We start from the raw sequence: 24,740 nt of genomic DNA, 5'->3' as shown, positions 1-24,740 counted from the left end.
GGTGATCTGTGGAACGCCTTTCGTCTTCTACCACCCGCACCCAGCTGGTTTTGCGCCAGTTTCGCAAGCACCGCCTGGCGGTCTGGGGCGGGCGCATTCTTCTGGTGCTTTACCTGATGGCCGCCTTCGCCGGGTTTTTCAGCCCCTACGATCCCAACTACTATGAGCTCTATCCCCCCAAGGGGAACCACCCGCCCACCCGAATCCACTTTGTGGACCCCGAAACGGGAAGGCTCAGTCGGCCTTTTGTCTACGCCACCAAACGCAGCATTGATCCGGTAACCCTCCAGCCCCGTTACGAGGAGGATCCATCCCAGGGCAAGTTCTACCTGCGCTTTTTCGTGCGAACCCCCGACCAGCCCTACACCGTCTTCAAGGTGTTCCGCTCCGACCTAAGGCTCATTGGGGTGGATCCCCCGGGGCGCATCTTCCTTATGGGTACGGATAACTTTGGCCGGGACCTCTTCAGCCGGATCGTCTACGGGGGGCAGGTATCCCTTACCATCGGTATCCTTTCCGCTTTGGTGTCCTTCGCCCTGGGGCTCTTGCTGGGGGGCATCGCCGGCTACTTTTCGGGGCGGCCCTTTGCCCTTTCCCTCCCCCCTCGAGCCTGGCGCGGCTGGAGCGGGGTGCTGGGGCTTGTGGGCCTTCTTCTCTGGCTGGCAGTGGCCGCTGGCGTTCTTTTCTTGGCCTGGTCCTTTGTGCGGCTCAGCCCTGGCAAGGGTGTCTTTTCCCTGGCGGTGGATGGGGTCGTCCTGCTCCTGGGTTTTGGGGGAGCCCTTCTTATCCTTTGGAAGGTTTTCCGGGAGCCTTTGAAGCTCGATCCTGACGACCTCATCATGCGCACCGTGGAGATCATCGCCGCCATTCCCAGCCTTTTCCTCCTCATCTCCTTGCGGGCGGTGTTTCCCACCAACATTGATCCGCTCATCACCTTTTACCTGGTGGTGGGGCTTTTGGGCTTCATCGGCTGGGGGGGATTGGCCCGGGTGGTGCGGGGGATCGTCCTCTCCGTGCGGGAGATGGACTACGTGCAGGCGGCCAGGGCCTTGGGGGCTTCGGATGGGCGCATCATCGCCCGCCACATCCTGCCTGCCACTGCCAGCTATGTGATCGTGAGCCTCTCCCTGACCATACCCGGCTTCATCCTGGGGGAAAGCGGGCTTTCCTTCCTGGGGCTTGGGGTCACGGAGCCCTACACCAGCTGGGGGCTTCTCCTGCAGGCGGCCCAGCAGGGGGGGTTTGCCTCCTTCACCGACCGGCCCTGGGTGCTGTGGCCCGGGTTCTTCATCTTCCTTTCCGTGCTGTCCTGGAACTTCCTGGGCGATGGCCTGCGGGATGCCTTGGATCCCAGGCGGAGGCAGTAGGCCCTTCTCTTTTGACCCGGTATGGCGTATAACGGATGAGGTGTTTAGACGGCGGTGCTCAAAGGAGTACGCATGGATGAAAAGCGGTTACTGGAGGTGAGAGACCTTAAAGTCCACTTCTTCACCGATGACGGAGTGGTGAAGGCGGTGGACGGGGTTTCCTTCCATGTGGACAAAGGGGAAACCCTGGCGGTGGTGGGGGAGTCGGGTTCCGGGAAGAGCGTGACGGCACTCTCTATCATGCGGCTCATTCCCACGCCTCCGGGTAGGATCGTGGCCGGGGAGATCCTCTTCCGCGGCAAGGACGGGGAGCTCCGGGACCTGACCAAGCTGTCCGAGGCGGAGATGCGGAGGATCAGGGGCAACGACATCGCCATGATCTTCCAGGAGCCCATGACCTCCTTAAACCCCGTGTACACGGTGGGGGACCAGATCGCCGAGGCCATCATGCTCCACCAGGGGAAAAGCCGCAGGGAAGCCATGGAGCTTGCGGCCCACATGCTGGACCTGGTGGGGATTCCCGAGCCCAAGAAGCGGCTTGCCAACTACCCCCATCAGATGTCCGGGGGAATGCGGCAAAGGGTGATGATCGCCATGGCCCTTTCCTGCAATCCCTCCCTCCTCATCGCCGACGAGCCCACCACGGCTTTGGACGTGACCATCCAGGCCCAGATCCTCGAGCTCATGAAGAAGCTCCAGGAGGAGATCGGCATGAGCATCCTCTTCATCACCCACAACCTGGGGGTGGTGGCGGAGATGGCGGACCGGGTGGTGGTGATGTATGCGGGGCGGGTGGTGGAGGAGGCGGACGTGGTGCCCCTTTTCAAAGAGCCCCTGCACCCCTACACCCGGGGGCTTCTGCACTCCGTGCCCCGGCTGGACCTGGCGGCGGAGCGGAGGGAGCGCCTCGAGGCCATCCCCGGCAATATGCCCAACCCCTTGTACCTGCCCCCGGGATGCGCCTTCCACCCCCGGTGCAAGCACTACGTGGAAGGCCTTTGCGACCGGGAGGTGCCACCCCTGGAGGACACGGGTGACGGCCGCCAGGTGCGGTGCGTGCGCTGGCGGGAGATCCGGGAGGTGCGGGCATGAACGGCAACCATGTCCTCCTGGAAATCCGGGACCTGAAGAAGCACTTCCCCATCCGCGGCGGGATCCTCTCCCGGGTGGTGGGAAGCGTCAAGGCGGTGGACGGGGTTTCCTTTGCCATCAAGAAGGGGGAGGTCCTGGGCCTGGTGGGGGAGTCGGGAAGCGGCAAGACCACGGTGGGCCGGACCCTGCTCCGCCTCATCGAGCCCACGGGGGGGCGCATCCTCTTCGACGGACAGGACATCACGGACCTGCCCAAGGACAAACTCCGCCCCTACCGCCGCCGGATGCAGATCATCTTCCAGGATCCCTTCAGCTCCTTGAACCCCCGCATGACCGTGGGGGACATCATCGCCGAGCCCCTCATCATCCACGGGATCGGCAAGACGCCCCAGGAACGCACGGAAAGGGTGGCGGAGCTTCTTAAGCTGGTGGGGCTTTCCCCGGACCACATGCGCCGCTACCCCCATGAGTTCTCGGGCGGCCAGAGGCAAAGGATCGGCATCGCCCGCGCCCTTGCGGTGGCCCCGGACTTCATCGTGGCGGACGAGCCGGTTTCCGCTTTGGATGTATCCATCCAGGCCCAGGTGGTGAACCTTCTCCAGGACCTTAAGGAGGAGCTGGGCCTGACCCTCCTCTTCATCGCCCACGACCTGGCGGTGGTGGAGTACATCTCCGACCGGGTGGCGGTGATGTACCTGGGCAAGGTGATGGAGGTTGCCTCCTCGAAGGAGCTTTACCGCAATCCCAAGCACCCCTACACCGAGGCCCTGCTCTCGGCGGTGCCCATCCCCGACCCCACGGTGAAGCGGGAGAGGATCGTGCTCCAGGGGGATATTCCCTCGCCCATCAATCCCCCTTCCGGATGCGTGTTCCGTACCCGCTGCCGCTACGCCCTCCCCGAGTGCGCTCAGGTGGTGCCGGAGCTTAAGGAGGTGGCCCCCGGCCACTATAAGGCCTGCATCCGGGACGACATCTTGTAGGTTTTAGGGAGAAGGCCCCGGCGGATCCCGCCGGGGTATACTTTTTTCATGTTGGTCCAGGACGTGATGCGCTTCCCCGTGATCACGGTGGGGCCCGGGGTGACCCTCGAGGAGGCCTACCACCTCCTTTTGGAGAAGGGCATCCGTCACCTGCCGGTGATGGAGGAGGGAAGGCTGGTGGGGATCATCACCGACCGGGATATCCGCCTGGCCACCAGCCACCTAAACCCCAAGGGGCCTTGCCCTGGGTGCGCCCGCGTGGCGGAGGTGATGACCCAGGAGGTAGTCACCGCCCACCCTCTGGATCCCGTGGAAGAGGCCGCCCGGGTGATGCGGGAAAGGAAGATCGGCTGCCTGCCCGTGCTGGAGGATGGCGCTTTGGTGGGGATCGTCACGGGGATTGACCTTCTGGACGCGCTCCTTAAGCTCACCGGGGTTACGGAGCCCTCGGGCCGCCTCGAGGTGCGCCTTCCCGACCGCGTGGGGGAACTGGCCCGGCTCACGGGGTTTTTGGCGGGCCGGGGGATCAACATCCACTCCCTCCTCTCGTATCCAGAGGATGGGGATAGGGTGCGGGCGGTGGTGCGGGTGAATACCCTGGAAACCCACCTTCTTGCGGAGGGGCTACGCCAGGAGGGGTTTGAGGTGCTCTGGCCCCCCAAGAAGCCATGGTGATCTACCGGGACGAGTACCGCCTGTACAACTTCGGTCCTAGCCACCCCTTCAGCCCGGTGCGCCTGGAGATGCTCACCTCCCTTCTTCAAGCCCTGGGGGTATGGCGTGAACCCCTGGTTCCAGGAGAGGCCACCCGGGAGGACGTGCTTTCCGTGCATTCCGAGCGCTTGGTGAAGCGGGTGGAGGCGGCAAGCCGGGGGGAGGGGGTGCCCGATTTGGAGCATTACGGCTTGGGCACGGGGGACACCCCGGTCTTTCCCGGCATGGACCGGGCGGCCAGGATCCTGGTGGGGGGCACCCTGGAGGGAGCCCGGCGGATCCTGGCGGGGGAGAAGCGGGTGCTCCAGCTGGGCGGGGGTCTACATCACGCCCAGTACGACCGCTCCAGCGGCTTTTGCGTGTACAACGATCTATCCGTGGCCATCCGCCACCTGACCCGCGCTGGGCTTCGCGTGGCCTACTTGGATATAGACGTCCACCATGGGGATGGAGTGCAATGGATCCACTACGAGGAGGAGGGGATCCTGACCCTGAGCTTCCACGAGTCGGGGCGGTACCTTTTCCCCGGAACGGGCCACGTGCACGAGATCGGGCGGGGAGAGGGGGTGGGGAGGAAGCTCAACCTGCCCCTGGAGCCCTTCACCGAGGACGAAAGCTACCTGGAGGTCTTTGAGGCCCTGGTGCCCTGGGCTCTTGGGGCCTTCCGCCCGGATGTGCTGGTGGTGCAGGCAGGGGCCGATGCCCACTTCTTGGACCCCCTGGCCGACCTTCTCCTCACCACCCGGGCCTATGCCCGCATCTTTCCCCTCATCCTGGAGTACGCTGCGGCCTATGCGGGGGGGAAGGTGCTTATCACCCTGGGGGGTGGGTACAGCCTGGACGCCACCGTGCGGGTCTGGGCCCTTCTCTACCTCGTCTTCCATGGCCTTCCTCTTCCCGAGCGCCTGCCGGAGGGGTGGCTTCGAGAGTGGGAGGCAAGGCTTGGCAAACCCCTTACCCCCACCCTGCACGATCCCGAGGCGCCTTACCCGGAGATTCCCAGGAGGCAGGAGATAGAGAAGCGGAACCGCCTTACCCTGGAAAGGCTCACGGAGTTGGTGCGCCCCCACCTGGTACACTAGCGGGATGAAGCTGGTGTTGCGCCTTCCCGAGCGCAAGGAGGTGGAGGTAAAAGGGGATAGGCCCCTAAAGGAGATCCTCCTGGAGCTGGGCTTGAACCCGGAAACGGTGGTGGTGATCCGGGGGGAGGAGCTCCTCACCCTGGACGAGAGGGTGGGGGAAGGGGAGACCCTCGAGGTCCTCTCCGCCATCTCCGGGGGGTGGGGTGAAAGCGGCCATGGTGTGTAAGGTTTGCGGCGAGAAGGCCCAGGTGGAGCTTCGGGGCAGGGGCTTTTCCCTGTGCAAGGCGCACTACCTGGAGTGGTTTGTCAAGGAAACCGAGCGGGCCATCCGCCGCCACAGGATGCTTCAACCGGGCGAGCGGGTTTTGGTGGCGGTTTCCGGGGGTAAGGATTCCCTGGCCCTTTGGGATGTGCTTTGGCGGCTCGGCTATGAGGCGGTGGGGCTTCACCTGCAGCTCGGAATCGGGGCTTACTCGGAAAGGAGCCTTGAGGTTACGCAAAGCTTTGCCCAGGACCGGGGCCTCGAGCTTTGGGTGGTGGACCTGCGCCAGGCCTATGGCTTTGGCGTTCCGGAGCTGGCGGAGCTTTCGGGGCGCGTGGCCTGTTCCGCCTGCGGCCTTTCCAAGCGGTACATCATCAACCAGGTGGCGATGGAGGGGGGCTTTAGGGTGGTGGCCACCGGCCACAACCTGGACGACGAGGCGGCGGTCCTCTTCGGCAACCTCATGAACCCCCAGGAGGACGCCCTGGTCCGCCAGGGGCCGGTACTTCCCGAAAAGCCGGGCCTGGCCGCCCGGGTCAAGCCCTTCTTCCGCTTCAGCGAGCGGGAGGTCCTCTCCTACACCCTCCTAAGGGGGATCCGCTACCTGCACGAGGAGTGCCCCAACGCCAAGGGGGCCAAGAGCCTCCTTTACAAGGAGGCCCTAAACCTGGTGGAGCGGGAGATGCCCGGGGCCAAGCTGCGCTTCCTGGAGGGGTTTCTGGATAGGATCCAGCCTCGTTTGCAGGCGGCCGAGGAGGTGCAGCTGCGGGAGTGCGAGCGCTGCGGCTACCCCACCACGGGGGCGGTGTGTTCCTTCTGCCGCATGTGGGATGCGGTGTACCGCCGGGCCAAGAAGCGGCGCCTTCTCCCGGAGGAGGCCGAGTTCCACCCCGTGGCGCCGGTGGCGCGCCTGGGATGAGAAAATCCCCCGGGGCCAGCCCCGGGGGTTCTTGGTGGGCGCGAGTGGACTTGAACCACCGACCCCTACCGTGTCAAGGTAGTGCTCTGGCCACCTGAGCTACGCGCCCATGCTTTGGAGGCGCCGGCCGGATTCGAACCGGCGAATGGAGGTTTTGCAGACCTCTGCCTTACCACTTGGCTACGGCGCCAAGCCGTAAGTCAGGATAGCACGCTGGGAAAAAGGCTGTCAAGAAAGCCCCTTCCTGAAGGGAAGATGCTATGATGCCAGAGAGTGGCTGAGGTCTTTGTGCGCTTAAGGCGAGGCCGGTGGCCTCTTTCCAAAGGGCTTTTGGTGGAGGCCCTTCTGCCCTTGGGGGTGCCCCTCGAGGCCGCCCAAGCCGTGGCCCACACCGTGGAGGAGCGGCTCAAGGCGGAAGGGCAGCTGGCCGTGCCCCCCAAGGTCCTGCGCAAGGTCTTCCTGGAGGAGGTGGCCCGGGCCCTGGGGGAGGAGGTGGCGGATAGGCTTTCCAGGCAGACCCTTCCCTTTGAGGAGATCCTGGTGCTCCAGGGGAGGAAGCGCCGTCCCTTTTCCAAAGGGCTTCTGGCGAGGAGCCTCGAGGAGGCGGGTTTTTCCTTGAAGGAAGCCCACGACCTGGCCAAGGAAGTGGAAGGGCATCTCAGGCAAGAAGGGGTCAGGCAGATCTCCGCCCGCCGCCTGGAGGAGATGGTGGCCCAGGTGGTGGGCCGGGCCCTGGGGAAGGGGGCTCGCAGGCGCTACCTCCAGCGCCAGGCCTTCGCCGGGGAGCTTTTCGTGGAGGAGGAAAGCGGCGAACCCCGGATGCCTTTCTCCAAAGGTATTCTGGCCCAGTCCCTGATGGGCATTGGGTTCTCCCCTGAGCGGGCGTACCGGCTGGCCCGGGAGATGGAAAAGGCCCTGCGCCAGGAGGGGCGGAGGGTGATCCGGCGGAATGAGCTTCGGGAAAGGGTGTACCAGGCCCTTCTAAAGGAGGCGGGGGAGGAGGTGGCCAGGCGGTACCTGCTCCTTAGAAGCCTGAGGCGAAGCGCCCGCCCGGTGCACATCCTCATCGGTGGGGTAACCGGGGTGGGGAAGAGCGTGCTGGCCTCGGCCCTGGCCTACCGCTTGGGCATCACCCACATCGTTCCCTCCGATGCCGTGCGGGAGGTCTTCCGGGCCTCCCTTTCCCAGGACCTCCTTCCCACCTTACACCTTTCCACCTTTGAGGCCTGGAGAGCCCTTCTGCTGGACCTGAGCGGGGAGGAAAGCCATGAGGTGCGGGTGATGCGGGGCTTTTTGGACCAGGTGGCCCGAGTGGCGGTGGGTTTGCGGGCTATTCAGGAGCGAAGCGCCCTCGAGGGGACCTCCATCGTTCTGGAAGGGGTTCACGTGGTCCCCCGTTACCTGGACCATCCTTACCGGGAGCGGGTCCTCACTGTACCCATGCTGGTGGTGCTTCAGGACGAGAAGCTTCACCGGGACCGCTTTCTCCTTAGGGACCGGGAGACGGCCCACGCCCGGCCGCAGGAGAAATACCTCACCCACTTCGCCGAGATCCGCCTCATCCAGGAGCACCTCCTCCGCTGGGCCCAGGAGGAGGGGATTCCCGTTATCCCTGGCGAGGATCTGGATGAGGCAGTGGAGAAGGCCTTGGAGGTCCTGGTGGCCTACCTGGAGGCCCATGGCTCCCGGGAGGTGGCCCGTGCTTGAGGTGCTCGGGTTTTTGCTCCTCCTCTTCGTGGCCTTTCGCTGGCAGAACCGCCTTCCCCTCTGGGCCTTGGGGGTCTGGGTCAATCTCATCTGGTTTGTGTATCAAAACGAGCTGGGCTCGGGGTGGCTGGCCTACCTGAGGGGCCTGGGTGCAGGAATCTTCCTGGCGGCAGGGTACGGCAGGCCGGGATTGGCCTGGGCCCTCACCCCTTGGCCCCTCCTCCTCTACCTGCGCTTGGACGTCCGGGAACTCTTCCTTTACCTGCCGGCCCTGGGAGAGGGGATGCTCCTTGGAGCCCTCCTCTACCTGGCGGGCTTGCGCAAGCGGTAGACCAGATAGGGAAGGCCTACCCCCAGGGCACCCCCTGTGAGGAAGGGGATGGGGTGGCCGAAGAGGAGCTGAAGGAGGAAGAGCAAGGCGAAAAGCCCCACAAAGAAGGGCACAAGAAAGGGCTTCTCCCCATAGGCGACGCCCATGGTGCCCACGAAGAGGCCCACGGCCAGGGCCATTCCCTCCTGGTTGGGGCGCAGGAAGAGGAAGTAGGCGTAGGCGGCCACACCCAGGAGGGCCAGGCTTTGGGATAGACGGTTAGGGTTCATCAGGTCCAGTTAAAGCGTTTGACCAGCACCTGGGAAAGGGCCAGGGCCACCCCGCCCCAGGCCACCTGGGGCTCCTGCCCCAAAAAGCCCATGACCGCGGAGAAGACCCCCGCCACGAGAAAGAAGGGGACATACTTGGGGTTTACGGTGAGGCCCAGGACGAAGGCCACCAGAAACCCCGCTATCCCGGGGGGAAGGGTGGCTCCCAGGACCATAAAGAAAAGCATGAGGGCGATGGTGATGGCCCCTGCCAGGTAGTAGGCTCCGGGGAAGGGTTCCTTGGGCTTTTTGGGGGTGCTCTTGGCCTCGGACATGGCCCAAGCTTATCACAATAGCCCCGCGGCCTCGGCTACCGCCTCGAGGTTCGCTGGCACCGGGGGTAGAAGCTCGGCCACCTTTTCCGCGGTGGCCGGGTCCTTGAGGCCGTGGCCCGTGAGGGTGAGGACCACGGTGCTTCCCGGATCCAACCGATCCTCCCTGAGGAGCTTCCACACCCCGGCCATGGCGGCGGCGGAGGCGGGCTCGCAGAAGATTCCTTCCTCCTGGGCCAGGTAGCGGTAGGCGAGGAGGATTTCCTCGTCTGTCACTGCCTCTATCGTCCCGCCGGATTCCTCCTTGGCCCGCATGGCTCCTTGCCAGCTGGCCGGGTTGCCGATGCGGATGGCGGTGGCCAGGGTTTCCGGCTTCTCCACGGGCCGCCCCAGGACCAAGGGAGCGGCGCCCGCCGCCTGGAAGCCCAGCATCCGGGGGAGGCGGCTCGCCTTGCCCAAGGCGTGGTATTCCTTGTAGCCCATCCAGTGGGCGGTGATGTTACCGGCGTTGCCCACGGGCAGGGCGTGATAGTGGGGGGCATCCCCCAGCTCGTCCACCACCTCGAAGGCCAGGGTCTTCTGGCCTTCCAGGCGGTAGGGGTTCAAGGAGTTCACCAGGGCCACGGGATAGGCTTCGGTGAGGGCCTTGGTAAGGGCCAAGGCCTGGTCGAAGTTGCCTTCGATTTGGATAATCCGCGCCCCATGGACCAGGCTCTGGGCCACCTTGCCCAGGGCCACGTAGCCCGCGGGTAGGATGACGATGGCCCTTATCCCCGCACGGGCGGCGTAGGCGGCGGCGCTGGCGGCGGTGTTTCCCGTGCTGGCAGCCGCCACCGCCTTCGCTCCTTCCTCCACCGCCTTGGAAACCGCCAGGGTCATGCCCCGGTCCTTGAAGCTCCCCGTGGGGTTCAGCCCCTCGAACTTGGCATAGAGGCGTATGCCCCGTCTTTGGGCTTCCTCAGGGCCTTTTAAGGGCATCAAGGGGGTGGAGCCCTCCAAAAGGGAGATCACGGGCGTGTTGAGAGACACGGGAAGGTGGGCCCGGTACCGTTCGATGAGGGGAAGCCGCATGGGGATATGTTTCCCCCTAGGGGGCTAAGCCGTCAAGGGTTCCGGAAAGCCTTGCTCATGGGGTGGAGAAGGTCCAGAAAGGGCACGCCCTTATTCTACCCCGGGGAAGGGGGTTCCCTCTTCCGTGGGAGGCTTTGGGGCCGGGGCGGGCAGGTGGCCCAGGTGGCCGGAGAGGAAGCGAAAGAGGTCGGCGAGGAGGCCGCTGGCCGTGGCCCCGCCCCCGGCTCCCGGTCCCGTCACGAAGACCTCGCCCAGGGGCCTTGCCCGCACCCACAGGATGTTGCCCTGGGCCCGGGCTAAAGGGTGGTCCTGCGGCAGGCGCCTGGGGGCCACCGCCGCGCGCCAGCGCCCACCTTCCCCGTAGAGGCTTGCCACCAGGCGTACTTTTTCTCCTTGGGCTTGGGCGGTTTGGAGGATTTCCGGGGTGAGGCGGGTAATGCCCTGGGTTTTCACCTCCGGGAAGGGGAAAGCAGGGTCCACCAGAAGCCTGGCCAAAAGGGTGAGCTTGTGGGCGGCGTCTATGCCCTCCACGTCCAGGGTGGGATCCGCCTCGGCGTAGCCCAGACGCTGGGCCTCGAGGAGGGCTTCCTCATAGGTCCGCCTCTTTTCCATCTCCTGCAGGATGTAGAGGGTGGTGCCGTTCAGGATCCCGTGGAGCTCTACAAGCTGGCTTCCCCTGAGGGTTTCCAAAAAGGATAGGGCCGGGGTGCCGGCCATGACGCTGGCCTCGTGATAGATCAGCCCTTCCTCAGCGAAGGGGCGCAAGGCCTCCCAGGCCTCCGCCAGAAGGGCCTTGTTGGCGGTGATGAGGGGGATACCCGCTTCCAGGGCGGGGCGGACCAAGCTGAGGGGGGCCTCCACCCCACCCATGGCTTCCACCACCACGTCCGCCTGCAGGAGGTCCATGGGTTCGGTGTGCAGGAGTTCGTCAGGGATGGGCCTGGGCTTGGTCCTTTTCCGCACCAGTACCCCCAGAAACCGAGGGGAGAAGCCCAGGGCATGGAAGTCCTCGAGGCGCTCCTGGACCAGGGTGTAAAAGGCGCTACCCACGGTGCCTCCGCCCAGGAGGGCGATCTTCACCTCTTCCATGCCGGGGATTATACCGGCTTCCCCTCGGCCTTTGCCCTAAAGTGAAGCCGTGGAGGCCCGCCCGCTTCTAGAGGAAGCCCTTCGGGAACGGGGGCTTCTTTACGCCTGGGCGCCCCTGGCCATACCGGAGGAGGCGGAGGGCCGCTTCCGGCGCTTCCTGGCCGAGGGACGGCACGGGGGAATGGCCTATTTGGAGCGGGGCGTGGAGGCTCGTTTCCACCTGGAGCACCGCTTTCCCTGGGCGCGAAGCGCCCTGGTGGTCTTCGCCCCCTACGCCTACCCCGACCCCGGAATACCCAAAGGGGGAATCCGGGTGGGCCGGGTGGCCCGTTACGCCTGGGTCCGGGACTACCATCTGGTTCTGGGGGAGGAGGTTAGGGCCCTCGAGGGCCTGGCCCGAAGCCTGGGCGTAGAGGCCAAGGGGTACGTGGACCACGGGCCCATCCCCGAGCGAACCCTGGCCGCCCTCACCGGGATGGGCTGGATTGGCAAAAGCGGCATGTTTCTTTCCCAGGGGTTTGGGGTGCACGCCTTCATCGGCGTTCTTCTCACCTCCTTGGAGGTGGAGGCACCTTTCCCGAATCCAGGCCGCTGCGGCCGCTGCACCCGTTGCCTGGTTTCCTGCCCCACAGGGGCCCTTTTAGGGGACGGCACCCTGGATGCCCGGGTTTGCGTGAGCTACCTTACCGTGGAGCATAAGGACTTCATTCCCCCGGCCCTCTGGCCGGGAATGGGGGACTGGCTTTTGGGGTGCGACCTCTGCCAGGAGGTCTGTCCCTGGGAGCGGTTTGGCAAGGTGTGGCAGGGCTTTAGGCCGGAGCCCGAGCTGGCCCATCCCAACCTGGAGGAGTTCTTCCGCCTCTCGGGAAGAGCCTTTCAGCGGAAGTTTGGGGATACCGCCTTCGCCCGTCCAGGGAGGACCCGCATGGCCCGGAATGCCCTCATCGTCCTGAGCAACCTGGGCCTGGGGGAGGATCTCCTGCGGGAGGCAGCGAAGGATCCCCATCCCTTGGTGCGCCGCACGGCCCTCCATGTCCTTTTTCTGACTGGCTTGGGGATTGAGAGGTTTCTAAGGGATCCCGATGAGGGGATTCGGGCCGAGGCCTCAGTCCTCCTTGGGGAAGCGCCCCGTGCGGTAGACCTTTTCGAGGACGGGGGGAAGTCCCCAGGCCCTGAGGTCAAAGATGAGGGGTCCTAGGTCGTAGGGCACCTTGAGGAAGCGGACCTCGAGGGTTTCCGTGTCCAGGATCATGGCATCGGCCCCGGGCTCCCCGCTTAGGCTTAGGCCCACGCTACCTGGATCGGCTACAAGACCCATGCCCACCCGGCGAGAAAGGGGCAGGTGGCGCCCCCCCAGGAGGAGGACCGCGGCACTGTACCGTTCCAGAAGCGGCACAAACTGGTTGGCCGGGCCCAGGAGGTCCAGGTGGCTTTCGGGGTTACCGGGGGTGCCGTGGAAGGCCACAAGCCGTCTTTCCCCGTAGATTTTGCGGTGGGATAGGCGCAGGGAGCGGAGATAGTCCAGCTCCTTTTCCGCAAGCTGGGACCGGGTCCACTCCAGGGTGGCCTTGCCCACGCCTTCGGGCAGGGTGCCCGGTAGAGGGTAGGCTACCCTTAAGTCCCAGGCCCCGGCGATGGCCGGAAGCCCTTCCTTGAGAAGACGGCGGATGACCTGCTTGGGATGGGGGCCGTAGCCCACCAGGTCCCCGAGCACCAGGGCCTCGTCCACGCCTTCATCCCGCAGGGCCTCGAGGGCCGCTTCCAAGGCGGGGAGGTTGGCGTGGATGTCCGAGAGGACCCCCAGGCGCATAGGTCCATTCTTTCATAGATCTTGGGAAAATCCCGTGAAAACCTGGCCCGTACCCTTTATGTTAGGAGGGTGCGGCCTTTCCTCCTGGGCCTCCTCCTGGCCCTCACCCTGCCCCCCTTCCCCCTGGGCTTTTTCACCCCCTTGGTTCTGGTCTTTCTCCTGGGGGGAGGTTTCCGCACGGGGTTCCTGGCGGGCCTGGGGTTTTGGGGCCTCCACCTTATCTGGCTTCCCCAAAGCTTTACCCAGCTCTTTGGCCCCTTAGGGGCTCTGCCCTTTCTGCCCCTGGTGCTTTTCAAGGCTCTTTCCTTCGGCCTCCTTTTCGCCCTCACCCCCACGCCTCTGGCCCGGGTGGGGGGTTGGGTGGCGCTGGAGTGGCTCACGGAGCAAGGGGATTTGGCCTTCCCCTGGGGTTTCCTGGGCTACAGCCTGGTGGAGGCTCCCGGGCGGGTGCTCGCCGCCTGGGGTGGAGTGTACCTCCTTTCCCTTTTGGCCCTGCTCGTGGCCTGGGGCCTTAGGGAACGGCGCTACTGGATTCTTTTGCCCTGGGGGGTGCTGTGGCTTCTTCCCTTGCCTCCGGAAGCAGGGCCGGAAAGAGCCCTTCTGGTTCAGGGGAACGTTAACCCCCTGGCCAAGGTGCAAGGGGAGTTGGATCAGGAGGTCTACCTTCGTTTAACCAGGGAAGGTTTGGCCCAGTATCCGGAGGCGCGACTGGTGGTCTGGCCGGAAACGGCGGTGTGGCAGATCCCTGAGGAAGCGAAGCGCCTGCTTCAAGGCAGGTTCCTTCTCACTGGCCTGAACCTCTACGGGCCTAACCGGGCGGTTCTATACCAGGAGGGGCGGGTCCTGGGCCATTACGACAAGGTGCGCCTGGTGCCTTTCGGGGAGCGTTTTCCCTTCCGGGAGACCCTGGGAGGGGTGTACGGGTTTTTCTTCCGGGCCTTTGGCCTGGGGGAGCTGGCGGACCGGATGCCAGGGGACCGGCTGATTCCCCTCGGCCCCTATGGGACCATGATCTGCTACGAATCCGCCTTTCCCTCCGTGGCCCGCACCCTGGCCTGGGAGGGGGCGGGGGTGCTGGTCCTCCTCACCAATGATGCCTGGTATGGTCCTTCCTTCGGCGGAAGGCAGCACTTCGCCCTGGGGCGGCTTAGGGCGGTGGAAACGGGGCGCTGGCTCTTACGGGCGGGAAACGACGGCATCACCGCCAGCATAGACCCTTATGGCCGGGTGGTGGCGCAGATTCCCCCACACCAGGAGGGGTACCTCCTGGCTCCCTACAGCCTGAAGGAGGGCCGTACCCTTTACGTCCGCTACGGGGACTGGACGGTGGGGGTGGCGTTGACGCTTTTCCTCTGGGGCCTTATCCTTAGGATGCGCGCGCCGGGGTGGCGGAACCGGTAGACGCGGCAGACTCAAAATCTGCTGTCCGCAAGGACGTGCGGGTTCGAGTCCCGCCCCCGGCACCAAAAGGCCAGGCCCCAGGGGCCTGGCCAAGCCTTTGGTACAGTGCCCCCTATTTTTTCAGGGAAGGCGCCTAAGCCAGTAGCCGGTTCCCGCTCCCACCTCGAGGAGGCTTTCCCCCGGCGGAAGAAGCGCCCTCAGGGCCTTTTCCTCCTCAGCGATGGCGAAGGCCCCCAAGGGAGTTTCGTACCAGGCCTCGTAGGCCTCGGCTAAGGGGGCAAAGGGATCCTTTCCCATCCCGCTCTAGCCTAGCCGGACTACCACTCCCTCGTCCGGGCGTAGGCGGAGGGTGTTGCCCACGGCCTCCTCCCGGTCCAGGTGGGTGGAGAGGACCACCCTGCCCTCCTGGGGTAGGTCCAGGGCCTTTTCCCGGTCCGTGAAGTTTAGGGCGATGAGGAAGCCTTCCCCTCTGAAGTAGGCGTAGAGGCCGTTGGCTGCTTGATGGGTGCGGTAGCGGCCATGGAGGAGATCGGGATCCTGGCGAAGGCGGAGGAGGTGTTTCACCAGGTGGAGCATGGATTTCGGGTCCTTCTCCTGGGCGGCCGCGTTTCGCACCGGCCAGTCGGGGTTTAGGGGAAGCCAGGGCTCCACGGTGGAGAAACCCGCGTAAGGAGAGGTATCCCAGGGCATGGGGGTGCGCTCGGGGTCCCGGCCTGGAGGGAGGCCGTGCTCGCCCAGGCGTCCTTTCTGCCGTAGGGCGGCGGGGTCCTGGATCCTATCCGGGGGGATTTCCCCGTTGGGCAGGGCCAGTTCGTCCCCGTAGTACCAGGTGGGGGTGCCCCGCAGGGTGAAGAGGAGCATGGCCGCCACCCGGGCCTGGGCTTCTCCCAGCCTCGATGCCAGCCGGGGTTGGTCGTGGTTGCCCAAAACCCAGTTGGGCCAGTCCCAGGGGGTGAGGAGGCTTTCGTACTCCTCCACGATGCGGGCGATGTTCTCGGGTTGCCAGTTAGGGAGGCCTTCGGTGATCAGGCTGAAGTTGAAGGGCAGATGGCACCCCGCCCGGTAGTAGCGCACCAGGCGGTGGAGGGGAAGGTAGATCTCCCCCACCATGATCCGTTCCCGCCCGGGTTCGCTGAACTCGTCCAGGACAAAACGCATCTCCCGCACATAGGCGAAGGTTTCCGGTTGATCCTCGGTGAAGGTGTGCTCGTGGCGCAGGCGATCGGGAAGACCAGGCCGCCAGAAGGGGCTACCCGGTTCGTCCCGGAAGAGGGGGTCTTTGGCCAAGAGCCAAAGGACATCTACCCGAAAACCATCCACCCCCCGCCGTAGCCAGAAGCGCATGGCCTCATAGAGGGCTTCCCGCACCTCGGGATTTTGCCAGTTGAGGTCGGGTTGCTCAGGTAGGAAGAGGTGGAGGTAGTACTGGCCGGTACCTTCATCCAGGGTCCAGGCGGGGCCTCCGAAGAAGCTCTGCCAGTTGTTGGGAGGGCCGCCATCCGGGCCTGGGTCTTTCCAGATGTACCAATCCCGCTTGGGATTGTCCCGGGAGCTTCTGGATTCCAAAAACCATGGGTGCTGGTCCGAGGTGTGGTTGGGAACCAGGTCGATGAGGACCTTGAGGCCCAGGGCGTGGGCTTCCCTTAGAAGGCGGTCAAAGTCCTCCAGGGTGCCGAAGACGGGATCCACGTCGCAGTAGTCGGCCACGTCATAGCCGAAGTCCTTCATGGGGCTTTTGTAAAAGGGGGAAAGCCAGATGGTCCCCACTCCCAGGTCCTTCAGGTAGGGCAGCCTTCTCCGGATGCCCTCGAGGTCGCCAACGCCGTCCCCATTGGAATCCTGGAAGCTCCGGGGGTAGATCTGGTAGATCGCGGTTTGTTTCCACCAACTCACGTTCCAGAGTCTAACCCAGAAGGGGGGGTGCTGGCAGGCGTGCTGAGTTTACCCGCGAGTGTTGCCAGGAGTTGCCCTCGGGTAACGATGCCCAAGAAGCGCCCATCCTCTCCCACCAGGGGTAGGGGAAGAGGGGTTTGGCTAAAGAGGGGTAGGGCTTCTTCCAGGCTCTGCCCTGGGCGTAGAAGGGGGAGAGGTTCCAGGAAAGCAGATAGATCCCGTACCTCTCCTCTTTCTAGAGCTTCCGCCAACCGCTCCGCTCGTACCACACCCACAAAACGCCGATGGGAGTCCAAAACGTAGGCTGCACCTACGCCTGCTTGCGCCATTCGGCGTAGGGCAGCCCGCGGACCTTCCCGCCCTAGGATAACGGTTACTGCTTCCCGCAAGAGGCTCTCTACCCGAAAGACTTTAGCCGGACTCACCCCCTCCACAAAGGCCGCCACGTATTTGTTTGCCGGCCGGGCCAGGATTTCTTCGGGAGTGCCCACCTGGACCACCTCTCCGTCCCTGAGGATGGCGATGCGGTCTCCAAGCCTAAGGGCTTCATCCAAGTCGTGAGTGACGAAAAGAATGGTCTTTTTTAGCTCCCCCTGTAGCCGCAGCAGCTCCTCCTGCATTTCCCGGCGGATCAGGGGATCCAGAGCGCTAAAGGCCTCATCCATGAGAAGCACGGGTGGATCGGCTGCCAAAGCCCGGGCCAAACCCACCCGTTGCTTCTGGCCTCCGGAGAGGCGGGAGGGGTAGTGGCCTTCGTACCCCCTAAGTCCCACCCGTTCCAACCAAAATAGGGCTCGTTCTTCCCGTTTCTTCCGAGGGACTCCCTTGAGTTCTAGGGGGAAGGCTACGTTCTGGAGCACGGTTCTATGGGGCAGAAGGGCAAAGTTCTGAAAAACCATTCCGAAGGTGTCGCGGCGAAAGCGGAGGAGGTCCCGGCGGGGGAGAGCAGTTACTTCGGTGTCTCCTACAAAGACTCGCCCTGTTGTGGGCTCTACCAAACGGTTCACCACCCGGAGCAGGGTGGACTTTCCCGAGCCGGAAAGTCCCATGATCACGAAGAGCTCCCCTGCCTGAACCTCGAGGCTCACCCCCTTTAGGCCCACGGTGTGACGGGTTTTAGCTAAAATTTCCTCTTTGGAAAGACCTTTGCGGATTTCCTCGACCACCTGCTTGGCCCTGGGACCGAACACCTTGTAGATGCCCTCTAAGCGTAGGTAACTCATTCTCCCTCCCGATAACGTCGCAGGCTTTGTTGCCCCACTGCTTGGGTCAGTCGGTCCATAAGGATGGCCAGGGCTACAATGGCTACCCCAGCCTCTGCACCCCGGCCCACATCTAAGCGCTGAATCCCTAAGAGCACCTCTTCGCCTAGCCCTCGTGCCCCGATCATGGAGGCGATGACCACCATAGCCAGGGCCATCATGGTCGTCTGGTTAACCCCAGCCAAGAGGTTGGGTAGGGCCAGAGGTAGCTCCACCTTGAGAAGGCGTTGCCAGGGCGTGGCCCCGTAGGCCTCCGCAGCCTCTACCACTTCCCGGCTCACCAGCCGGAGGCCTAGGTCCGTGAGACGGATCATGGGGGGTACGGCGTAGATAACCGTGGCCAGCAAGGCCGGTACCTTTCCCAAGCCAAAGAGCAGCAGGGCAGGGATGAGGTAGACAAAGCTAGGCATGGTTTGCATGGCGTCCAGAACCGGTAGCGTCAGTGCACGGATGCGGTCGCTTTTGGCCATGAGAACGCCCCAGGGTAGACCCAGGAGTATGGAAAGCGTCACCGCTGCCACCACCAGGGCTAGGGTCTGCATGGCCTGATCCCACAGCCCCAGGGCGTCCAGGAGCCATACAGCAAAGGCCAGCCCCAGGGCCAAGGTGGTCCGTCGGCTCAACCACCAGGCCAGCAGGGCTATTCCTGACGCCAACCAGAGCCAGGAGAGGGACCTAAAGGGGCCTTCAAAGGCCAGGATGAAGCGTAGGATTCCTTGGGAGATCCTCTCAAAAGTGTCCCCGTAGTTCGACACCAGCCAGTCCACGAAGTGATTTACCCAGTCACCCAGAGGAATTTCCATGATATCCCTCCCATCGCAGCTTTTCCATGGGCTATATGCGCTTCTGAGGCAAGGGTTTTCTCGCCGTTAGAGGCAAGAGCTCTGGCCCAAGGGGCCTCGCAACGTCATGGCCATCCTTGGGCCTAGTTTGGGCTTAGTTCAGAGCCCTAGCTACCCGTTCCCTCACCTCTTGCGGAACCCAGCTGGACCAGACTTCAGGGTAGTTTCGGAGAAAGTGGCGGGCCACTTCTGCCTCGGAGGCCTTGTTTTCTTCCATGTAGGCGAGAAGCTCGCTTACCAGTCGATTGGAGGTGCGGTAGCGCTGCAGGAACGCTACCACTTCTGGAGCTTCCCGAATAAGGCGCGTATTCACAGCGATATAAACCTCTTCCAATGGGAAGGCACAGGCCCGTCTGGGACGCTCATTTCTCTGGAGCTCACGCCAGACCTCCGGATCGTAAGGGGGCTCCTCTAGCATGGTAAGGTCAAAGCGGCCCAAGACCCAGGTGGGGCCCCAGTAGTAGAAGAGAATGGGCTGTCCCCTTTGGTAAGCAGAAGCGATGCCTGCTACCAGAGCTTCTCCTGTTCCTGGACGAAAGTTGGTAAAGTGATCCAGGAGACCGTAGGCGTAGAGTTTTCGTGTGTTGATGCGCTCGGCGAACCACCCCAGAGCCCCGTTATAAAACCTTCCCTTGCTAGGTTCTTCGGGATCGCGGAAGAGCTCCTTATAGCGGGGCAGATCGAATACGGAGCGCAGTTCCGGAGCCATGGGTTGGATGCCCCGTTTCGGGTCTCCCTTGATCACGTAGCTGGGAACAAACCAGCCCTGTACTGCATCGGGGAAATTCACTCCTAAGAGCTGGATACGGCCCTGGGCTTCTAAGGGCTCGATGGCCTCTCGATTCAGGTTGTACCAGATCTCCATGGAAACATCCACGTTTCCCCGGGCAAGCCCAGTGAGGAGGGGTATGGAGGTTCCCGGTAGTGTATCGGTGCGGCACCCATATCCCTTCTCCAAGATGAATTGAGCGATGCGGTTGTGGACCCGTGCGCTTTCCCAGTCGTAATCGGCAAAGACGATAGGCCTTTGCGTGCTGCACTGCGCCTGTGCCTGGGCCGCGCCAAGGGCCAAGGCCAGGGGAACTAAGGAACCGACCTTCAAGAAACCGAGAAGCTTTTGAAGTGACAACACCGCAATCACCTCCTGGGTAGCCAGGTTAGGCCTTGGGTGTGAAGGTAAGGGAAGAACCTAGGGGTCGCGGACTCATTTTGGGTGGGTTCGGTTGCTGAGGCCTGTGAGCAAAAGGTTCTTGAAGTATTGGGCCAAAGCAGAATTACACTTGGCATAAAGTCTTGATTTCTGTCTCATTGTCTCCTTCAAAGGGAGCCTCCAAGGTATGCTAATTTCATGAGTCTCATTATCGTGGCCAACCGTGCCCCCTTCCGTTTGACCGCCGAAGGTCTGGTTCCCGCAGTGGGGGGGCTGGCCACTGCCTTGTTGCCGGTCCTCGAGGCCCGGGGCGGAACCTGGGTGGCTGCAGCCGAGTGGGGTGAAAAGGGCCGGACGGCGCATCCGAGACAAAGTGCCATCCGCTTGGAGAGGGTTTTCCTCAGCGAGAGGGAGTGGCAAGGCTATTACGGGGGTTTTTCTAACCGGATCCTTTGGCCCCTTTGCCACTACTTCCTGGAGAAAATAGAGCTGAGGCGGGAGTATTTCCAGGATTATCTGCGGGTGAACCGCCGCTTTGCTGAGACGGTGGCCCGCATTCACCGGCAGGGTGATACCGTTTTTGTGCAGGACTATCATCTTCTTCTCCTCCCTGGGCTTCTCCGGGAGAGGATCCAGGGTCCTATAGGCTTTTTCTTCCACATTCCTTGGCCCTCCAGCGGGGTTTTCCGCATTCTTCCCTGGGGCCGGGCCCTGGTGGCGGGGGTCTTGGGGGCGGATCTGGTGGGCTTCCACACCTGGGAGTATGCGGAGAACTTCCTGCGCACTGCCGCCTATTACGGCTTTCCCGTGGAAGGGAACAGGGTGCGGGTGGGAGAGCGTACCGTGCGGGTGGAGGCCCATCCCCTGGGCATAGACACCCATCGGTTTCACGAGCTTTCGCAAAGCCCGGAGGTGGGGGCCCACGCCAGGAGCCTGCGGCGCCTGGCCGGGGTGGACCGTCTGATCCTGGGGGTGGACCGGCTGGACTACACCAAGGGGATCCGGGAAAGGCTTCTCGCCTACGAACGTTTCCTCCAGGCCTATCCTCATTGGCGGGGCCGGGTGGCTTTTTTCCAGATCGCCACCCCGAGCCGCACCCAGGTGGCTGCCTACCGGGAGCTAAAGCGCCAGGTGGATGAGGTGGTGGGGCGGATCCTGGGGAGTTTCTTGCGGGAGGACTGGGTGCCCCTCCGGTACTTCTATCAGACCTACACCCAGGAGGAGCTTTCCGCCTCCTATCGGGCTGCCGATGTGGCCCTCATCACCCCCTTGCGGGATGGGATGAACCTGGTGGCCCTGGAGTACGCCTACACCTCTTCGGAAGGGGTCTTGGTGCTCTCCAACCTGGCGGGGGCGGCGGAGCACCTCAAGGAGGCCCTTTTGGTCAACCCCTACGACCTGGACGGTATGGCGGCGGCTCTGGACAGGGCCTTGCGCATGCCCTATGGGGAGCGGGTGGAAAGGCTTCTGGCCCTGAAGGCGAGGATCCAGGCCCTGGATGCCCAAAGCTGGGCGGATCGCTTCCTCTCCTCCTTGGAGGCGGGATGAGGGTGGAGAAGCCCCTTTTCCTTCTGGACTACGACGGCACCCTGGCTCCCATTGCCCCAAGGCCCGAGGAGGCTTTTCCCCACCCAGGAGCTCTCGAGGTCCTGAGGGCCCTGATGGTCCGCTATCCCCTTTACGTGATCACGGGGAGGCGGGTGGAAGATTTGGCTAGGCTCCTTCCCCTCCCGGGCCTAAGGGTGGTGGGGGGGCATGGCTTGGAGGAGGGCGAGATAGGCGGGGAAAGCCATCCCCTTTTCCCCGTGGACCTCGGCCCCTTGCGGCGGGTGCTTCCCTCTTGCCCGGGGGTTTGGGTGGAGGATAAGGGGTTTGCCCTGGCCTTCCACTACCGGGGGGCAGAGGACGAGGAAAGGGCCCGTGCTTGCCTGAAGGTTTGGCTTGCCGCCCACGAGGAACTTTTGCGGGGCCTGGGCCTTGAGGTCCTCCCCGGTAAGAAGGTCCTAGAGGTGAAGCCAAAGGGCGCGAGCAAGGGGCAGGCGGCATTGCGCCTTTGGGCAAGGTACCCTGGCCACACCCCCATCTATATCGGGGATGACGCCACCGACGAGACCGCTTTCCAGGTCCTTAAGGGGAAGGGGCTTACCTTTAAGGTGGGCCCAGGGCCTACCCTGGCAGAAGGACGGCTTGAGGACGTGGAGGCAGTCTTGACCTACTTGAAGTCTTACCTCTAGCGGCGCATACTTGGGGATCGTGGATCCCCTCTGGTACAAGGACGCGGTCATTTACCAGCTTCACGTGCGCTCCTTCTTTGATGCCAACGACGACGGCTACGGGGACTTCGAGGGCTTAAGACAGAAGCTGCCCTATCTTGAGGCCCTAGGGGTTAACACCCTTTGGCTCATGCCCTTCTTCCAATCTCCCCTGCGGGACGACGGGTATGACATCTCCGACTATTACCAGATCCTGCCCGTCCACGGAAGCCTCGAGGACTTCCGGCGCTTTCTGGACGAGGCCCACGCAAGGGGGATGCGGGTCATCATCGAGCTGGTTCTCAACCACACCTCCATCGACCACCCTTGGTTCCAAGAGGCCAGGAAGCCAGGAAGCCCCATGCGGGACTTTTACGTGTGGAGCGACACCCCGGAGAGATACAAGGGGGTAAGGGTCATCTTCCAGGACTTTGAGCCCAGCAACTGGACCTTTGACCCCGTGGCCGGGGCCTACTACTGGCATCGCTTTTACCACCACCAGCCCGACCTCAACTGGGATAACCCCGAGGTGGAGAAGGCCATGCATCAGGTGATGTTCTTCTGGGCCGACATGGGGGTGGATGGCTTCCGCTTGGACGCCATTCCCTATCTCTACGAGCGGGAAGGGGCCAACTGCGAAAACCTTCCCGAAACCATCGAGGCGGTAAAGCGCCTGCGCAAGGCCCTGGAGGAGCGCTACGGCCCCGGCAAAGTCCTTTTGGCCGAGGCCAACATGTGGCCCGAGGAAACCCTGCCCTACTTTGGAGAAGGGGATGGGGTGCACATGGCCTACAACTTTCCCCTGATGCCCCGCCTTTTTCTGGCCTTACGCCGAGAGGACCGGGGGCCCATTGAAGCCATGCTCCAGGAGACGGAGGGCATACCGGAGTCCGCCCAGTGGGCTCTTTTCCTGCGCAACCACGACGAGCTGACCCTGGAGAAGGTCACGGAGGAGGAGCGGGAGTTCCTTTGGGAGGTCTATGCTCCCGATCCCAGGTACCGGATCAACCTGGGGATTCGCCGTAGGCTCATGCCCCTGTTGGGGGGGGATAGGCGACGCTTTGAGCTTTTGCACGCCCTTCTCTTTACCCTGAAGGGAAGCCCCATCCTCTATTACGGGGACGAGATCGGCATGGGGGATAACCCCTTTCTGGGCGACCGCAATGGGGTGCGGACCCCCATGCAGTGGTCGGCGGACCGGAATGCGGGCTTTTCCCGGGCTCCCTATCATCGCCTCTTCCTGCCCCCGGTGAGCGAGGGGCCCTACAGCTATCACTTTGTCAACGTGGAGGTCCAGCAGGAGAATCCCCACTCCCTTTTGAACTTTGTGCGTCGCTTCCTGGGCATCCGAAACCGGTACGCCAGGGTTTTGGGTCGAGGAAGCTTGCGCCTGCTTCCCGTGGAAAACCGGCGCATTCTGGCCTACGAACGGGAGTACCAGGGGGAAAAGATCCTGGTGGTGGCCAACCTCTCCCGGTATTCCCAGGCCTTTGACCTGCCCTTGGAGGGGTACGAGGGCCTGGTTCCGGTAGAACTCTTCTCCCAAAACCCCTTTCCCCCGGTGGAGGGCCGTTACCGCCTGGCCTTGGGTCCCCATGGGTTTATGCTCTTCGCTCTAAGGCCCAAGCAGGAGATAGAGCGCCTGTACCTTCCCGATTGGGCAGCGCCCGAGGAGGAAATGGCGGGGATCCCCCAGGACCTGCCCACGGTGCCCCTTTCTGGCGGTGTGGAGGGCCTCTTCATCGATACCTTGGTGGACGAAAGGGCCCGGGCCTCCTTCCTAAGTGCCTTGGGCAGGGTGCTTAGTGAGCGGAGTTGGTTGGCCTCGAGGCCCAAGCAGGTGGGGCTCAAGGACGCCCTTCGCCTCCAGAAGGAACCTCCTCTGTACCTTACCCTTCTGCGCCTTGAGGGGGAGGGGGGTTCCCTTGAAGCCTTTTTGCCTATCGCCTTGCGCCAGGACAGGGAAGGCCCGGGGCTCTTCGCCCGAGTGCGGGGAGGAGGAGGGGGATACCTCTTCGAGCTTTCCCAGGATCCGGGGTTTTATGCCCTCCTCTTAAGGCGGCTTGCCCAGGGGTTTGAGGGCCGGAGCCTCAAGGCCCACTACCGGGGCCGCCATCCGGGCCATGTTCCTGAGGCCCTGGAGCTTCTCCGTCCTGGCTTGGCGGCGGGGGAAGGGGTTTGGCTCCAGGTGGGTTTGATCCAAGACGGGGGGCTGGACCGTACGGAGAGGCTTTTCCCCCATCTTTCCCTCCCCTGGGTCCGGAGGCCCGTAGGGGGGCTTTACTGGGAACGGGGCAGGGAACGGCGAGTCCTGGCCCTCACTGGCACCTTCCCTTCTGGGCAGCCCCAGGAAGCCTTTGCCTACACCTTAAGGCTAGCCCGGGAGGGTTTGGCCCGGCTTCAGGACCACCCGGTTGGGGAAGGTGCCTTGGGCCTCATGGCGGACGCCCTTAGGGAGCTGGAGGCCCTGGTCCGGCTCCTGGGCGTACGGCTTGCCCTTCTGCACCGAGCTTTGCAGGAGGTGGAGGGTGAAGGGGATGGGGTACCCCTCCTGAACCGTGGCCTGGGGGCCTTTGTAGAGGTGGAAGGGGAAGTTTTCCTTCTGGCCTTGGGCAAGGAGGGTAGGGGCCTTCCCCTTTGGGACCTGGCCCGGTTGGCCTACGACCTGGAGCGGGCCCTTTATTTGGCCGCGGAGGAGATGGAAGGGGCAGGGCCTTGGGTGGACCTTGCCGCGGACTTTCTGGAGGAGGCCCTTTTTCAGGCCTATCAGGAAGCAACCCAGGGGACCTTGGAGGTTCTTGAGGGGTTTCCCCAGCTTATGTTGGCTCTGGCGCAAGAACAGGCTTTGCGGGAGGAAAAGCCAAGCCGGCAAGAGGTGCTTAAGCGCTGGCGAAGGAGAACTGGGGAAGGGGGAGGCTAGGGCCTGTGGGTTGGCC

23 protein-coding genes, 3 tRNA genes and 1 pseudogene are annotated in these 24,740 nt (G+C 63.6%); 15 read left to right on the top strand and 12 right to left on the bottom strand.

The features are described 5' to 3' along the window. Positions 1–8: 8 nt before the first annotated feature. From TNMX_RS00955 to TNMX_RS00925, 7 genes are all read left to right on the top strand, one after another. Positions 9–1,367, top strand: a complete 1,359-nt coding sequence (locus TNMX_RS00955; RefSeq protein ID WP_038028531.1) for an ABC transporter permease — start codon at positions 9–11, stop codon at positions 1,365–1,367. Positions 1,368–1,439: 72 nt separating this feature from the next. Next, entirely contained in the window at positions 1,440–2,459 is a 1,020-nt protein-coding gene (locus tag TNMX_RS00950) for an ABC transporter ATP-binding protein (RefSeq protein WP_038028529.1), read from the top strand. Next, on the top strand, positions 2,456–3,439 hold the full coding sequence (locus tag TNMX_RS00945; protein WP_015717842.1) for an ABC transporter ATP-binding protein: 984 nt from the start codon (positions 2,456–2,458) through the stop codon (positions 3,437–3,439). Before TNMX_RS00950 ends, TNMX_RS00945 begins: the two co-directional genes overlap by 4 nt. Positions 3,440–3,487: 48 nt before the next feature. Continuing rightward, positions 3,488–4,114: a CBS and ACT domain-containing protein gene (locus tag TNMX_RS00940; RefSeq protein ID WP_038028526.1), complete on the top strand. Its 627-nt coding sequence runs from the start codon at positions 3,488–3,490 to the stop codon at positions 4,112–4,114. Continuing rightward, entirely contained in the window at positions 4,108–5,235 is a 1,128-nt protein-coding gene (locus tag TNMX_RS00935; protein WP_038028518.1) for an acetoin utilization protein AcuC, read from the top strand. The genes TNMX_RS00940 and TNMX_RS00935 overlap by 7 nt, the downstream gene beginning before the upstream one ends. 4 nt (positions 5,236–5,239) lie before the next feature. After that, positions 5,240–5,461, top strand: coding sequence for a MoaD/ThiS family protein (locus TNMX_RS00930; RefSeq protein ID WP_015717839.1), 222 nt, complete (start codon positions 5,240–5,242; stop codon positions 5,459–5,461). Beyond that, complete coding sequence (locus TNMX_RS00925) at positions 5,451–6,416, top strand: TIGR00269 family protein (RefSeq protein ID WP_038028515.1); 966 nt, start codon at positions 5,451–5,453, stop codon at positions 6,414–6,416. The genes TNMX_RS00930 and TNMX_RS00925 overlap by 11 nt, the downstream gene beginning before the upstream one ends. A gap of 32 nt (positions 6,417–6,448) precedes the next feature. Here the strand turns inward: TNMX_RS00925 and TNMX_RS00920 are convergent. Both TNMX_RS00920 and TNMX_RS00915 read right to left on the bottom strand, forming a co-directional pair. After that, positions 6,449–6,525, bottom strand: a tRNA-Val gene (locus tag TNMX_RS00920). Positions 6,526–6,531: 6 nt separating this feature from the next. Next, positions 6,532–6,606 (bottom strand) — tRNA-Cys (locus tag TNMX_RS00915). 83 nt (positions 6,607–6,689) lie between these two features. Between TNMX_RS00915 and TNMX_RS00910 the strand changes: the two genes are divergently transcribed. After that, positions 6,690–8,123, top strand: a complete 1,434-nt coding sequence (locus TNMX_RS00910; RefSeq protein WP_038028513.1) for an ATP cone domain-containing protein — start codon at positions 6,690–6,692, stop codon at positions 8,121–8,123. After that, positions 8,116–8,454: a hypothetical protein gene (locus tag TNMX_RS00905; RefSeq protein WP_015717836.1), complete on the top strand. Its 339-nt coding sequence runs from the start codon at positions 8,116–8,118 to the stop codon at positions 8,452–8,454. Before TNMX_RS00910 ends, TNMX_RS00905 begins: the two co-directional genes overlap by 8 nt. Here TNMX_RS00905 and TNMX_RS00900 read toward each other — a convergent pair. The 4 genes from TNMX_RS00900 to TNMX_RS00885 all read right to left on the bottom strand — a co-directional run bounded on the left by TNMX_RS00900 (position 8,427) and on the right by TNMX_RS00885 (position 11,194). After that, positions 8,427–8,723 carry a hypothetical protein gene (locus TNMX_RS00900; protein ID WP_015717835.1) on the bottom strand — a complete coding sequence of 99 codons (297 nt, stop codon included), beginning with the start codon at positions 8,721–8,723 and terminating at the stop codon, positions 8,427–8,429. The two genes, TNMX_RS00905 and TNMX_RS00900, sit on opposite strands and share 28 nt — an antisense overlap. Then, positions 8,723–9,037, bottom strand: coding sequence for a hypothetical protein (locus TNMX_RS00895; RefSeq protein ID WP_038028510.1), 315 nt, complete (start codon positions 9,035–9,037; stop codon positions 8,723–8,725). The genes TNMX_RS00900 and TNMX_RS00895 overlap by 1 nt, the downstream gene beginning before the upstream one ends. A 12-nt stretch (positions 9,038–9,049) precedes the next feature. Next, the gene (gene thrC, locus TNMX_RS00890; RefSeq protein WP_038028507.1) at positions 9,050–10,105 is read right to left on the bottom strand and encodes a threonine synthase; all 1,056 of its coding nucleotides are present in this window, start codon (positions 10,103–10,105) and stop codon (positions 9,050–9,052) included. Between the two features lie 90 nt (positions 10,106–10,195). Further along, positions 10,196–11,194, bottom strand: coding sequence for a homoserine dehydrogenase (locus TNMX_RS00885; protein ID WP_038028504.1), 999 nt, complete (start codon positions 11,192–11,194; stop codon positions 10,196–10,198). A 49-nt stretch (positions 11,195–11,243) separates the two neighbouring features. Between TNMX_RS00885 and queG the strand changes: the two genes are divergently transcribed. Further along, a complete protein-coding gene (gene queG / locus TNMX_RS00880) occupies positions 11,244–12,392 on the top strand; it encodes a tRNA epoxyqueuosine(34) reductase QueG (RefSeq protein ID WP_038028501.1) in 1,149 nt (382 codons plus the stop codon). On the opposite strand, the gene TNMX_RS00875 is transcribed toward queG, so the two are convergent. Continuing rightward, positions 12,300–13,004 carry a metallophosphoesterase gene (locus tag TNMX_RS00875; RefSeq protein ID WP_038028498.1) on the bottom strand — a complete coding sequence of 235 codons (705 nt, stop codon included), beginning with the start codon at positions 13,002–13,004 and terminating at the stop codon, positions 12,300–12,302. The genes queG and TNMX_RS00875 overlap by 93 nt on opposite strands. Before the next feature lie 69 nt (positions 13,005–13,073). Here TNMX_RS00875 and lnt point away from each other — a divergent pair, with 69 nt between their 5' ends. Further along, positions 13,074–14,405, top strand: a complete 1,332-nt coding sequence (gene lnt / locus TNMX_RS12490; RefSeq protein ID WP_084221108.1) for an apolipoprotein N-acyltransferase — start codon at positions 13,074–13,076, stop codon at positions 14,403–14,405. After that, positions 14,384–14,470: transfer RNA gene (locus TNMX_RS00860), tRNA-Leu, on the top strand. Before lnt ends, TNMX_RS00860 begins: the two co-directional genes overlap by 22 nt. Before the next feature lie 61 nt (positions 14,471–14,531). On the opposite strand, the pseudogene TNMX_RS00855 reads toward TNMX_RS00860, so the two are convergent. From TNMX_RS00855 to TNMX_RS00835, 5 genes and pseudogenes are all read right to left on the bottom strand, one after another. After that, positions 14,532–14,702, bottom strand: a pseudogene (locus TNMX_RS00855) (methyltransferase); the annotation flags it as partial. A gap of 6 nt (positions 14,703–14,708) precedes the next feature. Further along, a complete protein-coding gene (locus TNMX_RS00850) occupies positions 14,709–16,298 on the bottom strand; it encodes an alpha-amylase family glycosyl hydrolase (RefSeq protein ID WP_038028486.1) in 1,590 nt (529 codons plus the stop codon). Then, positions 16,295–17,521: a glycine betaine/L-proline ABC transporter ATP-binding protein gene (locus TNMX_RS00845; RefSeq protein ID WP_038028483.1), complete on the bottom strand. Its 1,227-nt coding sequence runs from the start codon at positions 17,519–17,521 to the stop codon at positions 16,295–16,297. The genes TNMX_RS00850 and TNMX_RS00845 overlap by 4 nt, the downstream gene beginning before the upstream one ends. After that, the gene (locus tag TNMX_RS00840; protein ID WP_038028481.1) at positions 17,518–18,363 is read right to left on the bottom strand and encodes a proline/glycine betaine ABC transporter permease; all 846 of its coding nucleotides are present in this window, start codon (positions 18,361–18,363) and stop codon (positions 17,518–17,520) included. Before TNMX_RS00840 ends, TNMX_RS00845 begins: the two co-directional genes overlap by 4 nt. A 133-nt stretch (positions 18,364–18,496) precedes the next feature. Continuing rightward, on the bottom strand, positions 18,497–19,504 hold the full coding sequence (locus TNMX_RS00835; protein WP_052037876.1) for an ABC transporter substrate-binding protein: 1,008 nt from the start codon (positions 19,502–19,504) through the stop codon (positions 18,497–18,499). 246 nt (positions 19,505–19,750) lie between these two features. On the opposite strand from TNMX_RS00835, the gene TNMX_RS00830 reads away from it, so the two are divergent. From TNMX_RS00830 to treS, 3 genes are read left to right on the top strand one after another with little or no spacing between them, the layout of a single operon-like run. Continuing rightward, the gene (locus tag TNMX_RS00830) at positions 19,751–21,100 is read left to right on the top strand and encodes a trehalose-6-phosphate synthase (RefSeq protein WP_038028479.1); all 1,350 of its coding nucleotides are present in this window, start codon (positions 19,751–19,753) and stop codon (positions 21,098–21,100) included. After that, positions 21,097–21,786, top strand: a complete 690-nt coding sequence (gene otsB / locus TNMX_RS00825; protein WP_038028477.1) for a trehalose-phosphatase — start codon at positions 21,097–21,099, stop codon at positions 21,784–21,786. The genes TNMX_RS00830 and otsB overlap by 4 nt, the downstream gene beginning before the upstream one ends. Before the next feature lie 19 nt (positions 21,787–21,805). Beyond that, complete coding sequence (gene treS / locus TNMX_RS00820) at positions 21,806–24,724, top strand: maltose alpha-D-glucosyltransferase (RefSeq protein ID WP_038028550.1); 2,919 nt, start codon at positions 21,806–21,808, stop codon at positions 24,722–24,724. The last annotated feature ends 16 nt before the right edge of the window (positions 24,725–24,740 follow it).

The sequence above is a fragment of the Thermus sp. NMX2.A1 genome (assembly GCF_000511705.1).
In the GTDB taxonomy this organism is placed as follows: domain Bacteria; phylum Deinococcota; class Deinococci; order Deinococcales; family Thermaceae; genus Thermus; species Thermus scotoductus.
Note: the sequence above shows the minus strand (reverse complement) of the source record. Positions and strands in the feature narration are given on the sequence as shown.

Coding starts and splice junctions, on each gene's coding strand:
- TNMX_RS00950 (WP_038028529.1), top strand. CDS start 1,440: ATGGATGAAAAGCGGTTACTGGAGGTGAGAGACCTTAAAGTCCACTTC.
- TNMX_RS00945 (WP_015717842.1), top strand. CDS start 2,456: ATGAACGGCAACCATGTCCTCCTGGAAATCCGGGACCTGAAGAAGCAC.
- TNMX_RS00940 (WP_038028526.1), top strand. CDS start 3,488: ATGTTGGTCCAGGACGTGATGCGCTTCCCCGTGATCACGGTGGGGCCC.
- TNMX_RS00935 (WP_038028518.1), top strand. CDS start 4,108: ATGGTGATCTACCGGGACGAGTACCGCCTGTACAACTTCGGTCCTAGC.
- TNMX_RS00930 (WP_015717839.1), top strand. CDS start 5,240: ATGAAGCTGGTGTTGCGCCTTCCCGAGCGCAAGGAGGTGGAGGTAAAA.
- TNMX_RS00925 (WP_038028515.1), top strand. CDS start 5,451: ATGGTGTGTAAGGTTTGCGGCGAGAAGGCCCAGGTGGAGCTTCGGGGC.
- TNMX_RS00900 (WP_015717835.1), bottom strand. CDS start 8,723: ATGAACCCTAACCGTCTATCCCAAAGCCTGGCCCTCCTGGGTGTGGCC.
- TNMX_RS00895 (WP_038028510.1), bottom strand. CDS start 9,037: ATGTCCGAGGCCAAGAGCACCCCCAAAAAGCCCAAGGAACCCTTCCCC.
- thrC (WP_038028507.1), bottom strand. CDS start 10,105: ATGCGGCTTCCCCTCATCGAACGGTACCGGGCCCACCTTCCCGTGTCT.
- TNMX_RS00885 (WP_038028504.1), bottom strand. CDS start 11,194: ATGGAAGAGGTGAAGATCGCCCTCCTGGGCGGAGGCACCGTGGGTAGC.
- TNMX_RS00875 (WP_038028498.1), bottom strand. CDS start 13,004: ATGCGCCTGGGGGTCCTCTCGGACATCCACGCCAACCTCCCCGCCTTG.
- TNMX_RS00845 (WP_038028483.1), bottom strand. CDS start 17,521: ATGAGTTACCTACGCTTAGAGGGCATCTACAAGGTGTTCGGTCCCAGG.
- TNMX_RS00840 (WP_038028481.1), bottom strand. CDS start 18,363: ATGGAAATTCCTCTGGGTGACTGGGTAAATCACTTCGTGGACTGGCTG.
- TNMX_RS00830 (WP_038028479.1), top strand. CDS start 19,751: ATGAGTCTCATTATCGTGGCCAACCGTGCCCCCTTCCGTTTGACCGCC.
- otsB (WP_038028477.1), top strand. CDS start 21,097: ATGAGGGTGGAGAAGCCCCTTTTCCTTCTGGACTACGACGGCACCCTG.